The sequence below is a fragment of the Vulcanisaeta distributa JCM 11217 genome, assembly GCF_001316005.1.
Lineage (GTDB): Archaea > Thermoproteota > Thermoprotei > Thermoproteales > Thermocladiaceae > Vulcanisaeta > Vulcanisaeta distributa_B.
Genome location: NZ_BBBJ01000003.1, coordinates 137715 through 151728 on the forward strand (window position 1 = coordinate 137715; position 14014 = coordinate 151728).

Genomic DNA, 14014 nt, shown 5'->3' on the forward strand with positions numbered 1-14014 from the left:
GAAAGATCTCAAATGATTATTTCCTCATTATTTGTTTTAGATATTCATTCTTAACATACAATATTAACTTGGGTAGGTCAATGCCCATTGGGCATACCTCCTTACAATTACCAGAGTGTGTGCAGAGCATTGCGGCTGGTCCTGCCTCCATTATACCCCTAGTCACGGCCGTCCATGGAATACCCATAGGCCCTGTGTACGGTGGCTTACCGAATCTTGGACCTATGGCCCAGTAGGTTGGGCAATGCATACTACACCTGCCACACCTTATGCAGAGCAGTATCTCCCAAAGCACTGGGTCCTTTGCGGCTTTTCTTCTACCATTGTCTACAAGGACCATGTGGAACTCCTTAGGTCCCTGGGCGGGTGATACCCTGTACATCTCAACGTCGGCGGTACTGCTTGGTCCGGCGGTTAGGTTCACGTATGTTGGTGGGTAAAGCCCTGCATACGCCGCTTGCACGAGGGTCTCAATCATTGCGTGGTATAGTGTCGGTACAATCTTCTCAATACCGTCATAGACGATGTGCACGGTGGGTAGCACACTCGTCATCCTTATGTTGCCCTCATTCTCAACAAGCAATACCGCACCTGTGTCGGCGGCTATCGCGTTTGCGCCCGTAATACCCACATTAGCCCTGAGAAACTTCTCCCTGAGGAACTCCCTAGCCCTCTGTGCAATAGCTACTGGGTCTGGTGGAACGTCTATCCCAAGTCTCTCCTTCATCACCTGGGCAATCCTCTCCTTAGTCATGTGCAGGGCAGGCGCCAGTATGTGGCTTGGCTCCTCATTGGCGATCTGCACCAGGAACTCCCCCCCAAGGTCCGTCTCCCAAACCTCATTACCCAACCCCCCCTCCAGGTAAGGTCTAAGCCCTGTTTCTGAGGCTACGTTATTCTTGCTCATAACGATTATCTTACCACTACCAACTATCTTACCCACGATTTCTCTAGCCTCATCAGACGTCTCAGCCAGGTAGAACTTGCCGCCTATCCTCTCGACGGATTTCTTCGTCAAATCTATGTAATAATCAAAGTTCCTAATTACCTCCTCCTTAGCCTTCCTGAGTTCCTTGGCCAGGTCCAACAGGTATGGGTGTCTCCTTAGTATGTCGAAGACTGACGGTATGTTTGATGCCTTAGCCCTACTTATGGCTACGTCCCAATTCGGTGGTGCTAAGGACTCCATATGAGTAATCACTACATTGCCATGTATTTAAATATGAAATCTAACAGCACTGCATTTACTTGCCGTACTTTAAATGCCACAGTCTCATGACATCATCTTCAATAAATTCATGAACCTCCTCCAACACCCTACCATTACTCATCAAATCAACGCCGGGTCTACCACCCACGACCTCGCCAATCACTGAGTAATTAATGCCCAACTTTCCCAACCTAGTCATTGCAACCTCAGCCTGATCCCTAGGAACAGTGGCTATTAACATACCGGAGCTTAGGGATTTAAGTGGGTCGATGCCCAACGCATTAAATATGAGCTTAGTTTCCGGTAAGATTGGTATCTTATCCAAGTTAATCCTTAACCGTACATTACTAGCCTCAGCAACCTCGAGCAAACCCTGAAGTAGGCCGCCCTCTGTTGGGTCATGCATTGAATTTGCAATATCGGCAATTTCAAGCGCCTCCTTAACAACGCTTATCTCTTTGAGGAGCGACCTCGCCTTATTAATGGTCTCGTTAGAAATACCTCTACTCATCAATTCTTCCTTAAAGTCGTTAGCTAATACCGCCGTTCCCTCTAAGGCCACGTACTTAGTCACAAGAACCAAATCACCTGGCTTAGCGCCGGACGTTGTTACGTAATGATCGCCGACGCCCATTGCTGTGGTTGATGCAATAACCCTATCAAGGCCTGGTGTGTACTCTGTATGACCACCGATTAATGAACCACCCAACTCAGTAAGTGCTTTATTGACGTCGGACATTATGGTCTTAATACCGTCCTCATTTACGTCGCGCGGTAATAATAAGGTGAGTAAGAACCACCTTGGTTTAATACCCCTAACCGCTATGTCATTCGCCACTATATTAATCGCAAACCAGCCAATACCCTCAACAGCGCCCGTTATTGGATCCGTATGCACCGCCATGTACTTATCACCAACTTTAATTATCGCAGCATCCTCGCCAACCCTAGGTCCAATAATTACATCACTATCCTCAATACCTAGGTTCGCAAAAATAATCCTCCTTAAAACATCATTACTTAGTTTAACCATTACCTAGGGCTACCCTTAAACTCATTTAAAGGTTCAGGTTAGGGTAGGTAAGGTTAATATAATATTAATAACGTATTAGTGAGGTATGGTGACACCGCGCGAGATTTATGAAAGGTCACTTGAGGCGCTGAAGGTAATTAAGGAGGCCCAGGCAAAAGGCCTCGTACATAGAACGCCATTAATAAGGTCTGAGACCTTAAGCAGTATGGCGGGTGCAAATGTTTGGTTGAAACTTGAGGCTCTTCAGAAAACCGGGTCATTTAAGGTTAGGGGGCGCTTACTTCGCGATTAATAATGTCGTTAATAAACTCGGTGTTAAGCATGTGATTACGGCATCCGCAGGGAACCACGCACAAGGTGTTGCGTACTCGGCTAGTCTCGTTGGTATTAAGGCAACCGTGGTCATGCCGCAGTTCACTCCCTGGATTAAGATAGCCAGGACTAAGAGGTATGGGGGGGCTGACGTAATACTCCATGGCGAATCCTACAGTGAATCTGAGGATTATGCAATGAAATTAGCGAAGGAGTTGGGGGGGCTTACTACGTACATGCTTATAATGACCCAGACGTTATAGCCGGTCAGGGGGGGACCATAGGCTTTGAGATCCTTGAGGACCTCAGTAATGTTGATTACGTAATAGTGCCGGTGGGTGGTGGAGGCTTAATCTCGGGCATAGCATCCGTAATCAAGACCATCAATCCCAGGGTTAAGGTGATTGGCGTTCAGAGTGAGGGTGCACCAGGGGGGGCTTACCTAAGCCTTAAGAGTGGTAAGATAATTACAATCGAGAAGGTCGACACGATAGCCGACGGTATCGCTGTTAAGAGGATTGGCGACTTAACCTTTAAATTAATGAGTGAGTTACTTGATGACATTGTGCTCGTTAATGATCTAGAGATTGCCAAGGCCATACTCACAATAGCCGAGAGCGTGAAGGTAATAGCCGAGGGCGCAGGCGCTGCTAGCGTCGCAGCCTTAATTAGTAATAAGGTTAAGGTCAGCGGTAATGTTGTCGTTGTCGTGAGTGGTGGTAACATTGATATGAACATGCTATTTAGGGTAATTAGTAAGGCGTTGGCCCTTGAGGGTAGGATTGTAAAGATAAGTGGTTTATTACCGGATAGGCCGGGCATGCTTGGTAAGGTCACTTCAGTATTGGGTGAGCTTGGGGGGGTTAACATACTCGATGTTTTCCATGAGAGGTTTGACCCAACAATAACGCCGGGCTATGCCGAGGTCTCATTCATCGTGGAACTACCGCCTGAGGAGGATGCCGCAGTTAAGGTCATTAATAAGCTTAAGGAGCTTGGCTTTAACTTCAGTATTGAGAAGCCGTAATACTTTAAAGTACGTGGCATTAATCCTTAATAATGCCGAGGACTACGGTATTTACGGAGAAGGCGCCTAAACCAATAGGCCCATACTCACAGGCCGTGCAGGTCGGTAACCTACTATTTGTTAGTGGTCAAATACCATTGATCCATCCACTGGGCAGTTAGTCAAGGGCGGTATCAGGGAACAGACTGAGAGGGTTCTCGAGAATATTAAGGCCATACTCGAGACCGCCGGTTACTCGTTGAGTAACGTTGCTTGGGTCTTTGTGGCGCTTAAGGACTTGAGTAAGTTCTCGGAGTTTAATGAGGTTTACTCTAGGTACTTTAAGGAGAGCCCGCCGGCGCGCATCACCGTTGAGGTTAGCAATTTGCCTAGTGGCGCCTTGGTGGAGATATCGGTTATAGCAGTTAAGGACTAATGAATTCATTCCTAATCTTCAAATTGATTGTTATGATTTATACGCTATTCTTATTAATGGCCAGGTAATCAACTAACGTTGCTTGGCAAGTAACTCGATGGTTAGATTTAATAGGGATTATGTGACGGTCTCCGAAATAGCCCAGCAACTATTCTGTGAGTATAAGTTACACATGTCGATAATTGAGGGTAGGATTCAAACACCAGCGATGGAATTAGGGATAATAATTCACGATGAGGTATTTAGGGGGGGGAGAAGGGTTAATGAGGAGGAATTCATGAAAGCCGTTAAGAATAATGAACTTGTGGTCGCAACATTACCATTAATGATTAATATAGATGGGATTAGCATAATCGGTATACCAGACGCCATAGTGTTTATGAGGGGTGTTGCCAAGGCAGTCATTGAGTTAAAGACGAGTAATAGGTGGTTGGACAGATTATTTGATAGTGAGTATGTACAGGCACAACTGTACGCGTACCTAATCAACAAACTTGGTCTGGGTGTTAACCCCCCTCGTTATGGTGGTGAAGGTAAAGCGCGACGTGAGTATTACGGAGAAACTACGTAGAAGTGTATTTTCTAATGCGATTAAGTACCTAATGAGCGCCGTGGAATTGCCTGCCAAGGTCAGGTTTAGGGACTATACAATGTACATTAACGAATTCGATAAGTCAATAGAGGCGCACCTTAAGTGGGCCCTTGATTATTGGCTAATGCGTAGAGAACCTAAGGCCGCACCATCAATTGGTAAATGCGCTGTATGTGAGTTTAACTATAAGTGCCCATTCAGGATCTACGGATCAACTCAATAAGTGCCTCATCCTTTTTACTCCTCAACGACCTCATTGTACTTTTGAACACGCTTTAGGTTCATTCGCCTTAACATTGACAATACCTGGTCAATGTACTTATTCACCTCGTTTTCATTCAACCCTTTATCCTTAATTATCACCTCCATAACCCTGGCATAGCTCCTGTACTCCTCATTTAACCTCCTCCAGGGTATACCTTTCAATGACTGCATTAATCCTTCATTAATTGGCAATAACTTCTTCACCATTAGGAATGATATTATTGGGTAACCAACATAACCCCCCCTATGCACGGTTCCATTATCCGTACTATCAACCTCCCTTCTGGAAACATCCACATAGACCTTATACATCCTCGTACCATCAGAGGACTTAACCACTGCCTCCTTATCATTAATCACCTCAACCCTACCATCGGCAAGGGCCCCAAGAGCCTCGAGAACCTTAATCCTAGGCGGCGTCCTTAGGTAGGTGGAACTCACGTAATTACTTGCATAACCCTCATTTTTAAGCCATTTTAATAACCTAATTAAAGTTAAATGCCATAAAAAACACTGAGCCTTAGCATGGGCTTCAAGGAGACGAAGACAGTAGATCAAGTACTTAATGACGCCATTAAGTACATTAGGCATGTACCTAGGATAATCGAGGTAACCCTAAGCGAGGCGCTGAATAAGTACATTGCCGAGGATATAACGGCTAGGTTTGACGTACCTGGATTCAACAGGTCTGCAGTTGATGGATACGCCGTGAGGAGTACGGATACGTTTGGTGCTTCGCCAACTAATCCGATAACGCTTAGGGTCGTGGGATTCATGCTGTCGGTGATGACCCAGGTAAGTACTCATTAAATCCAGGTGAGGCAGTTGAGATAAGTACGGGCGCTCCATTGCCCATCAACGCGGATGCCGTGGTCATGTATGAAGATACACGTAGGTCTGGCGATTACGTTGAGGTGCTGAGACCCGTACCACCCATGGGTAACGTATCAAGGAGAGGAGAGGATGTTAGGGCAAATGAAGTGATGTATAGGAGGGGGGGGATGAAGATTCTTCTGGGATTTAGGGGTTCTGGCATCGATGGGTGTTTACAGGGTTAAAGTGTTTTCACCGAGGGTTGCGATAATAAGCACTGGTAATGAACTTGTGGAGGTAACGGATGTACCAGTTAATGGACCACCGCCTGGCAGGGTGATTAATAGCTCAAGGTTCGTGATTGAGGGATTACTTAAATCCCTTGGTTGTGAACCGAATTACCTGGGTATCGTTGGTGATAATGAAGATGAGATTGCTAAGACCGTGAGTAATGCTCTTAAGGATTATGATGCTGTAATTACGACAGGCGGAGTATCCGTGGGCAAGGTCGATTATACCATAAGGGCTGTGTCAAGGTTAAACCCTGAGTATTTGAATCATGGTCTTTCAATTAGGCCTGGAAGACCAAATAGTATAGCTGTGGTTAATGGCAAGCCCATCTTCATGCTTAGTGGTTTTCCCGTGGCTGCGGCGACCGGTTTTGATGTATTAGTAAGACCTATTTTGCTACATATGATGGGCGCTATTGATGATCCCAAACCAGTCATTAAGGGAATCCTAACTAGGAGGGTTTCGACTCCCGTTAATACCAGGTCTTTCGTTAGGGTTAGGGCTTACCTGGGTAAGGATGGTAGGGTCTATGTCGAGCCATTGGCATTAACGGGTAGTGGCATACTTAGTACTTTAGTTAGGGGGGGTAATGGGATCCTAGTTGTTCCTGAGAATAGGGAGGGTTTTGATGAGGGTGATGAGGTTGAGGTAACGTTAATAAGGCCCTTATTCGTGGAGGAGATATAACAAAGATAACTTTTTAACCTAATTCATTTAGCCCTTCCTCTTGGAGGCGATGTCATCCTCCATTCCTGAATATCTAAGGCAGTCGGTTAAGGTTAAGGAGACCGTCGATGGTGTGGAGATAAACTCATTTAAGGTGCCTCCGCATAAATTCTTCGTTAATGAGGAAATAACATACTTAACCCTGCCCCCCCTCAATGTCGATGAGAAGGTGCTGATAAATAAGATAAATGAGTTAAAGCTTGGTAGAAAAACAATTGAGAAGTTGTACGCAATAAGGCTGGATTCCGAGCCGTGGCAGTACAATGAACTTGAATTACCCGATCTACTTAATAATGAGGTTGATGGTACGTCAATGGAGGGTAAGGGTAATGTGGCGTACTCAGCTTACATCCATGTAAATGGTATTAAGAACTTCCTCAAGATAGTGGCATTTAAATACGTGAGTTACGTTGAGGTGGACATAATTAGGCTTGCAGGTTATAGGGGCGTGGTTAGATACCTCATACACTTCTAAACTTAGGGTTAGGCTTGAAGATCGTCAAGCTGAGGATTTAAATCAACATTGAATGCCAAGCCAAACCTCCTCTTTGTCTGAATCTTCAATTTATTTACAGCCGCCATTGCGTACTCAAGAAATTGATCCTCGCCAAAGTTGGCATACTCATGGGCCAGCCAGAGTAATTTATTGTAGTGTATTGGGTCCCTGTACATACTCATCAGTAGGTTTATGTGCTCATTAATGTCAATTTTATCATAAAATAATTTCCAGGGAACTCCCTGATTAAACATTGGCCAATCGTAGTACGGAATCTCAACCGTGAAAGGCGTATCGCTTTCATGGAACTTAACATAAGTCATCACTATCCTTGGGAAGTTCATTAATACCCTCCTAACCCTGTCCAGTTCGTGATTGATGTCTAGGTTGCCGTAATCATCGACAGTTCTTAATCCCTCACTGTCCTCAATCCTATTCTTAATAAACTTCAAGAGGTTATCTAGCTGGGTCAACGATTTATGGTTTAGGTATGCATCCATGGCTCCGATTAATAACTTCCTGGTCACACCAACCCTAATACCCTGCATCCTAGCCAACTCCTCCAGGAGCATTACATCGGATATTGACTGACTAAGGGCAGTCCTAATACCAACCCTTATTAGATCCCTGTGCGCACCATTATAATTCCTGGCTAATTCTATCAACTTACCCCCCCTATAATTCCTAATCCAGACAATGCTGTACCAATCAATACCCCTATTGAGTATATCGAGTAACTCCTTACTCACGTTAATGAACGGCGCATCACTAAGTATGATCTCCTTAAGCGCCTTAAACAGAATATAGTCCTTAAAGATCTTCAACTTAGAGTCCTTGGCTACGAACACCACGTTAACGCCAAGTTCCCTAGCCCTATCAAGCACATTATATAAACTCTCCAAAGCCCTTATGACCTCGGGTACGTAATAAAGGTCTAGGAATCCCTTCGTTAATATCAACTCATGAATTAACGCAGTAATCTTAGCGTATAAACTACCATCCAACAATAGGAAGTCATACCTACCACCCTCTATCGCCCTCAGCGCAACCTCGCTCTCTATGTATGACAGCAATACCCATTTAATAGTTGGCGCGAATACAGGTACCCAATTGACAATTACATCCCTTATTGGCTGCTCACCAGCATTATTAACGGCGATGGCCCTCGCAATTATTATGGCGCTTCCATCCCTAAGCTCAAGCTCTCTCACACCCCCCCATCAACGGCAGTTGCCCTAATGCCATCAGACTTACTAGGTATGGGTAGGGGGGTTTCCAGAGATCCTTGGCATCGCTGGCATCGATAATTTTACTTAATGTACCATGCATTGCATTAATCCTACCCAGCCTATGATCATTATTTAATTCCATTAACCTCCTATAGTAAATGTCATAAAATAAGTCGGCCACTAAACCATCAACGAGGCAACGTTATAATAGTTTTTGCTTACTCAAGTGCTGCTGAGCTTAGTGTTAGTTTTGGTGATGTGTAAGTAAACATTTATTAATAGGGCCTGTGCCCCCCCAGTGCCGGTAATGAATTATGAACCTAAAGTACGTAATAGCGATTGCCGTGATTACAATAGCCGTAGCAGTAATAGGCGCGGTCTTTGCATTGCGCATACTCTATAAGCCGACTGGGCCAACCTTTAATGAATTATTTACGTACACAAGCAATAATACTTACACGGCTAATTATAACTACTATATCTACTCAAACATTGCTGGGCAGGTAAGTACTGAGAGTTATCTCTTCACGTATAGCCAGAGGGGGGGACCTACGGATAGGTACATAGTCGTCACAACAACGAGCGCTCCACAAATGAGCCTATACATAGTAACCACCGAATTAAGTAATGGCACTATAATACAGTGCATAGTTGAGCCCCTATATGCTGGTTGCTCATCCACAAATCAAACATTCAATTTAGTATACCTAGCACTCCCCCATAGTTAATACATCGTCATTCACATTAATCAGTGAACAGAAAATACTTGGTTACAATGCCTACTGCTACATGTCCAGGAACACTACGATGCTCGGTAACGTGATGCCAAGCGCCATACAGGCAGGCCTTGGCTCAGTACCCGTAAATGTAACGAGCGAGGTCTGCATGACACAGGACGGCGTGCCACTCCTAATAAAGCTGAGCGTGTTCACGACATTGAGTATAAGTGGGTATTCGGCGCCAATAAACATAACTCAGTCATTACAGGCCATTAGTGTTCAGGATGGCGTTTATCTAAGCAATAACGCCACAGCCTTACTCGAGTCCTTAGGCATTAATGAGACAGGATGAAAAATTTAATGTAAGTCGCCATTAGTTTAAAAGGAGGTGTTTATTAACCGTGATGCCGTGAGTACGCCCAATGTAGAGGTATTTGTGCACCCAACATGTAGCACGTGCCACACACTAATTAGGTTGCTTAAGCAGTGGGGGGGTTACCTGGATAGGGTTAGGATAATAGATACGTCTAGGGACCCATACACGGCCATGGAGAGAGGCGTTAGATCAGTGCCAAGCATATTCATTAATGGTGAGTTGGTGTTCGCTGGGATAGTTGATTTCAAGAGACTCAAGGCGTTATTGGACGGTGAGTATTTAGGTAATAGGTTTGAGGGTGACTTAAAGGAGCTTGAGGAGAGATTTTTCCGAGGCGTTCTCGATAGTGTGGCAACGGCATTATGGCTATACGTTAATGAAGACTGCAATGCCTTTCTACGTGATAGGGAGTTTACGTTGGCAATAACGAACATATCGATTTACAGTAATCGTGATGAGGCATATGATGAATTACGTAGGTACTTAAGCGATGTCAACACATGTAGGGAGGCCATAAGGAGTAGGGAGGATAGGTTTCTAGCTGTGATAACCAAGAACTTCGCCAGGGAGATTTATTGGCTTCATAATAAGTTCCTGGGTTGGAGTGAGGTGTCGAAGTTATATAGCAAGGAGGTCATTGCCCACTGGATGATCATACGAAGTGCCCTTGGCAGGGTTGGCCTTAGGGCGTACCCAATCAGTAATGAGAGGTTTAGGGAGAAGGTTGAGAGGGTTTATGAATACATGAGTAGGACGTTTGATGAGTACATGAAGCAAGTCGTTGATGAGCAAACAAGTATATTCGGTGATTCGGAGTATGTTGAGGTCATTGAAGGCTTCATGAAAAGTATAAAGGGGGGGTCTTAAGCATGATTTGGTGAGGCATGGATAGGGTAGTAATACTTGATGGGTATACGGATGAGCCGGCAGGGCTTGGTGTACCGCCTTACCTAGATGTTTATCCGCGTTATGTTGCTGGTGCTGTATGGAGTGTGGATAAGTCCGTCGATGTTAGGTATTTCACGATAGATCAGGTCAGGAATGATTGGGCAGGCTTTGTTAGGATTGCCAATGATGCCAGGGTACTCATTGTAATAGCAGGCATTGTAACGCCTGGTAAGTACCTTGGGGGGCGAGCCATAAGGCTTGAGGAGATTGAAAGAATCGCCAACATAATTACCAAGCCCATAAAGATCCTCGGAGGCCCAGTGGCCAGGTTTGGCTATGGTTCAGCAGGTGGTACAATAGCTATTCCTAGGAGTAGGTTTCAGAGGTATTATGATTTGGTGGTCACGGGTGATGTTGATTTGGTCGTTTATGAATTACTGAGGAATAGCTACCAATCATCGAAGGTCTCACCCGCGTTGATGCACGTTGACTACGGGCTAATCAATAAATTCGCCGTGCTTGGCGCTCGAGTAGTCACCCAACACCCCAATTACGGCAAGAACCTGATCATCGAGCTTGAGACGTATAAGTCCTGCCCAAGGTACATCACTGGCGGCTGTTCCTTCTGCGCCACTGTTAGGTATGGCCCAGTTAAGTATAGGGAGGCTAAGGCAATTGTTGAGGAGGTTGAGGCATTATATAGCCTCGGGGGGGTTAGCACTTTAGGCTTGGTAGGCAGGCCGACTTCTACACCTACATGGCTCACGACACGGGTAAGCTGGACTTCCCAAGGCCTAACCCAGGGGGCTATTGAGGGGTTGCTCGTTGGCATTAGAAATGTGGCGCCTGAACTAGAGACGCTGCATATTGATAATGTTAATCCAGGTACAATTTATCATTGGCCTAGGGAGAGTATTGAGGTTACGAAGATATTAATGAAGTACCACACGCCTGGTGACGTGGCTGCGATGGGCATTGAGACTGCGGACCCTAGAGTTGTCAAGTTGAATAACCTCAAGGTGATGCCTGACGAGGCTTACTTCGCAATTAAGACAATCAGCGAGTTGGGTAGGGCTAGGGGGGGTTGGAATGGAATGCCTGAGTTACTGCCCGGCATTAACTTCGTCATTGGACTGCCTGGCGAGACAAGGGAGACCTTCAAATTGAATATTGAATTCCTTAGGAGGTTGTTGAATGATGATGTTTGGGTCAGGAGAGTTAACATTAGGCAGGTCCTTGTACTACCACCAACACCACTATGGAACCAGGCAGAGGACATCCGGCAATTACTGAAGGACCATAGGAAGTACTTTCTAGCCTTTAAATACTGGGTCAGGAGGTACTTCGACCATGAAATGCTCAGGAGAGTCGTGCCTAAGGGTACAATACTGAGGAGAGTATTCACGGAGGTTCACTATGGAAATGGAACGTACGCGAGACAAGTCGGTTCATACCCACTGTTAATTTACATACCTGCAAGGATAGAGCTTGGGAGGTGGATCGACGTTGTTGTGTCAGAGCACGGCTTTAGATCCGTGATTGGCGTGCCATATCCGGTTAGCGTTAATGAGGCACCAAAGAGACTTCTTAAGTACGTTCCCCCCCACATGAGTAGGGAAATACTGAACAAAATAATTGCGGCAAGGCCAATAAAGGACCATGAACAGCTAAGGAATATAATAAATAATAACGATGAATTAAGTAAGTATTTAACGTTATGAAGATTCCGCATAATTATAATTATATAAATCATTATTAAGGATATAAAGTACTTCAGAGGTAGGGGGGGTTTGAAGGGAAATGCGTGAGGAGGCAGAGCAATGGTTAAGGGAGGCGACTAGAGAACTTGAATTAGCGCGCCATTTACTTGAGATTGGATACCTCAATTATGCAGCGTTTCACTCTCATCAAGCTGCGGAGAAGGCGTTAAAGGCGTTAATCATAGCAAGGTTAAGGCTATTACCACCAAAGACCCATCTACTGGAGTTGGCTGAAAGATTGAGGAGTAGTGGTATACCTGTTGATGAGGTGATTGACGATTTAAGAGATTTGAATCTCCATTACCTGGTCGCTCGTTATCCTGACGCAGCCAATGGCGTGCCTAGCGAGGTTTATTCAAAGAGGGAGGCTCAGCATTGTGTTGAGTCTGCTTCTCGGGTGATTGAATGGGTGAAGAAATTATTAGTGAGTTGAGGAGATACGTTAAGTGCCTAATTAATCGTGGCTTTAGCATTAACTCAGTCGTACTGTTTGGGTCACGTGTAAGGGGGGGTGACTGGCTAGTTGATAGTGATGTTGACTTACTAATCATCGTCCCAAACTCGGGTAAGGACTTCCTTAACAGGATTCGTGAATTCACGGCTTGCTGGGACTCGAGAATAGCCCTTGAGGTTTTCCCATACACGCTTGATGAGGTTAAGAGGCTGATGAATAGGGCTCAATCTCACTCTATGATGCTCTGGACTACGGCATTGTAATACATGATGATGGGACCTTCGAGAAACTAAGGGAGATTTTCAGGAAAGCCATTAATGAGGGAGTAATTAGGAGAGTGGGTAGTTGGTGGTCGATCCCTGAGAAACGAGTATTTTAAGTGAACAGCCGAAACAAAAAAGCCCACTAACTAATGATAAAAATGATGCGCACAAGCCCTCTATTAAACTGGAGGGTGGGTGCCGCGGCAATAACGGTAATGCTTGTCCTAGCCATAGTCATGGTATTGGCAATATATGGAACAAACCCAATAAGTATCTACAACTCATTAACACCGACATATTCCTTTAGCGTTATTGCGAACTTTAGTGATGGAAATGTTAACCAAACAATGATGCAGGAAATGATAAAGAACACATTTAGTAGTGCCCTGAGTGGTTTCATTACTTTAACCAAACCACCATACCCAATAATTAATGTCAAACCCTTTAAAAATACGTTGGTCACATTCCAATTACCCAACAACTATGGATATAGATACGCATCGATTATCGTTCATGAGGGTGTGCTATACGTGTACTTATGGAATAGCGCTAACGACTATAAACTATATGCCGTTGTAAAGCGCCCAATGGCCAGCGTGAGAGTAGAAATTATTTATCCACGTGAAGGAAACTTCACGCCAGTGGGTATATTCAGGATTGAGAAATTCGTAGTGCCATTACCAGGGCTAAGCAGCGCCAATGATCCAGAGGTTTATTTTGAGTCTTACTCAGCCGTGTGGTATATTGGCAGTGCCGTGGCCGCCAATACCACCGCCGCGGGTTGGTTCTTCATTAATCCGGGAGTTTCCGTTGAAAGTATATTGGATGATGGTAATGCCCAGCCAGGTTTTGGCTATGCATTATGTCCTGGCGCGACAAATGCGCCAGGGACTAATTATGGTGTTGGGTCATTCGCTGCACAAACACAAACCGATGCAGGCTACGCATTTTATGATTGTGGAATTACTGTCGTATTAAGTAACTGGCCTTGGGTTGGCATGGACGCCAACGGCAATGTTTATTACCCAACCTCATTCCCCCCCGGCGCCAAGTCCATAGAGGCGGCATGCATATGTACTGGTGCATCATTTTACTTCGAAGCACCACCGCCTTTACCCGGTGAGGGTTAATTACCTAATACCTCAA

General features: G+C 45.1%; 15 protein-coding genes and 3 pseudogenes. 13 read left to right on the plus strand and 5 right to left on the minus strand.

Annotated elements, in window-relative coordinates; genetic code table 11:
- Positions 1–16 precede the first annotated feature (16 nt).
- Together JCM11217_RS04395 and JCM11217_RS04400 are read right to left on the minus strand one after the other, a co-directional pair.
- Entirely contained in the window at positions 17–1189 is a 1173-nt protein-coding gene (locus tag JCM11217_RS04395; RefSeq protein WP_054842184.1) for a lactate utilization protein B, read from the minus strand.
- A gap of 55 nt (positions 1190–1244) precedes the next feature.
- Positions 1245–2243 (minus strand): AIR synthase family protein, encoded by a 999-nt coding sequence (locus JCM11217_RS04400; RefSeq protein WP_054842185.1) that lies wholly within the window; start codon positions 2241–2243, stop codon positions 1245–1247.
- Positions 2244–2328: 85 nt separating this feature from the next.
- Here JCM11217_RS04400 and ilvA point away from each other — a divergent pair.
- From ilvA to JCM11217_RS13750, 4 genes and pseudogenes are all read left to right on the plus strand, one after another.
- Positions 2329–3582 (plus strand): annotated as a pseudogene (gene ilvA / locus JCM11217_RS04405) (threonine ammonia-lyase).
- A 32-nt stretch (positions 3583–3614) separates the two neighbouring features.
- Positions 3615–3997, plus strand: a pseudogene (locus JCM11217_RS04410) (RidA family protein).
- 82 nt (positions 3998–4079) lie between these two features.
- Positions 4080–4568, plus strand: a complete 489-nt coding sequence (locus tag JCM11217_RS04415; RefSeq protein ID WP_243678329.1) for a hypothetical protein — start codon at positions 4080–4082, stop codon at positions 4566–4568.
- On the plus strand, positions 4543–4812 hold the full coding sequence (locus tag JCM11217_RS13750) for a hypothetical protein (RefSeq protein ID WP_243678330.1): 270 nt from the start codon (positions 4543–4545) through the stop codon (positions 4810–4812). The genes JCM11217_RS04415 and JCM11217_RS13750 overlap by 26 nt, the downstream gene beginning before the upstream one ends.
- A gap of 14 nt (positions 4813–4826) precedes the next feature.
- On the opposite strand, the gene JCM11217_RS04420 is transcribed toward JCM11217_RS13750, so the two are convergent.
- Entirely contained in the window at positions 4827–5294 is a 468-nt protein-coding gene (locus JCM11217_RS04420; RefSeq protein WP_054842186.1) for a hypothetical protein, read from the minus strand.
- Positions 5295–5378: 84 nt separating this feature from the next.
- Between JCM11217_RS04420 and JCM11217_RS04425 the strand changes: the two are divergent.
- Positions 5379–6644 (plus strand): annotated as a pseudogene (locus JCM11217_RS04425) (molybdopterin molybdotransferase MoeA).
- A 49-nt stretch (positions 6645–6693) separates the two neighbouring features.
- Positions 6694–7158, plus strand: coding sequence for a hypothetical protein (locus JCM11217_RS04430; RefSeq protein WP_054842187.1), 465 nt, complete (start codon positions 6694–6696; stop codon positions 7156–7158).
- An 8-nt stretch (positions 7159–7166) separates the two neighbouring features.
- On the opposite strand, the gene JCM11217_RS04435 is transcribed toward JCM11217_RS04430, so the two are convergent.
- A complete protein-coding gene (locus JCM11217_RS04435) occupies positions 7167–8390 on the minus strand; it encodes a DNA double-strand break repair nuclease NurA (RefSeq protein ID WP_243678331.1) in 1224 nt (407 codons plus the stop codon).
- The gene (locus JCM11217_RS13755; protein WP_243678332.1) at positions 8377–8589 is read right to left on the minus strand and encodes a hypothetical protein; all 213 of its coding nucleotides are present in this window, start codon (positions 8587–8589) and stop codon (positions 8377–8379) included. Before JCM11217_RS13755 ends, JCM11217_RS04435 begins: the two co-directional genes overlap by 14 nt.
- 133 nt (positions 8590–8722) lie before the next feature.
- Between JCM11217_RS13755 and JCM11217_RS13760 the strand changes: the two genes are divergently transcribed.
- From JCM11217_RS13760 to JCM11217_RS04465, 7 genes are all read left to right on the plus strand, one after another.
- Complete coding sequence (locus tag JCM11217_RS13760) at positions 8723–9136, plus strand: hypothetical protein (RefSeq protein ID WP_243678333.1); 414 nt, start codon at positions 8723–8725, stop codon at positions 9134–9136.
- 61 nt (positions 9137–9197) lie between these two features.
- The gene (locus JCM11217_RS13765) at positions 9198–9479 is read left to right on the plus strand and encodes a hypothetical protein (protein WP_243678334.1); all 282 of its coding nucleotides are present in this window, start codon (positions 9198–9200) and stop codon (positions 9477–9479) included.
- A 36-nt stretch (positions 9480–9515) separates the two neighbouring features.
- A complete protein-coding gene (locus JCM11217_RS04445) occupies positions 9516–10370 on the plus strand; it encodes a thioredoxin family protein (protein ID WP_243678335.1) in 855 nt (284 codons plus the stop codon).
- A gap of 17 nt (positions 10371–10387) precedes the next feature.
- A complete protein-coding gene (locus tag JCM11217_RS04450) occupies positions 10388–12112 on the plus strand; it encodes a radical SAM protein (protein WP_243678336.1) in 1725 nt (574 codons plus the stop codon).
- A gap of 79 nt (positions 12113–12191) precedes the next feature.
- Positions 12192–12584 carry a HEPN domain-containing protein gene (locus JCM11217_RS04455; RefSeq protein ID WP_054842188.1) on the plus strand — a complete coding sequence of 131 codons (393 nt, stop codon included), beginning with the start codon at positions 12192–12194 and terminating at the stop codon, positions 12582–12584.
- On the plus strand, positions 12557–12868 hold the full coding sequence (locus JCM11217_RS04460; protein WP_243678337.1) for a nucleotidyltransferase domain-containing protein: 312 nt from the start codon (positions 12557–12559) through the stop codon (positions 12866–12868). Before JCM11217_RS04455 ends, JCM11217_RS04460 begins: the two co-directional genes overlap by 28 nt.
- Before the next feature lie 191 nt (positions 12869–13059).
- Positions 13060–13998: a hypothetical protein gene (locus JCM11217_RS04465; protein ID WP_054842190.1), complete on the plus strand. Its 939-nt coding sequence runs from the start codon at positions 13060–13062 to the stop codon at positions 13996–13998.
- Positions 13999–14014: the final 16 nt, after the last annotated feature.

Bases quoted from the DNA above. Each gene is read 5' to 3' on its own strand.
- JCM11217_RS04450 (WP_243678336.1), top strand. From the start codon at position 10,388: ATGGATAGGGTAGTAATACTTGATGGGTATACGGATGAGCCGGCAGGG.
- JCM11217_RS04430 (WP_054842187.1), top strand. From the start codon at position 6,694: ATGTCATCCTCCATTCCTGAATATCTAAGGCAGTCGGTTAAGGTTAAG.
- JCM11217_RS13760 (WP_243678333.1), top strand. From the start codon at position 8,723: ATGAACCTAAAGTACGTAATAGCGATTGCCGTGATTACAATAGCCGTA.
- JCM11217_RS04460 (WP_243678337.1), top strand. From the start codon at position 12,557: ATGGGTGAAGAAATTATTAGTGAGTTGAGGAGATACGTTAAGTGCCTA.
- JCM11217_RS04400 (WP_054842185.1), bottom strand. From the start codon at position 2,243: ATGGTTAAACTAAGTAATGATGTTTTAAGGAGGATTATTTTTGCGAAC.
- JCM11217_RS13765 (WP_243678334.1), top strand. From the start codon at position 9,198: ATGTCCAGGAACACTACGATGCTCGGTAACGTGATGCCAAGCGCCATA.
- JCM11217_RS04455 (WP_054842188.1), top strand. From the start codon at position 12,192: ATGCGTGAGGAGGCAGAGCAATGGTTAAGGGAGGCGACTAGAGAACTT.
- JCM11217_RS04395 (WP_054842184.1), bottom strand. From the start codon at position 1,189: ATGGAGTCCTTAGCACCACCGAATTGGGACGTAGCCATAAGTAGGGCT.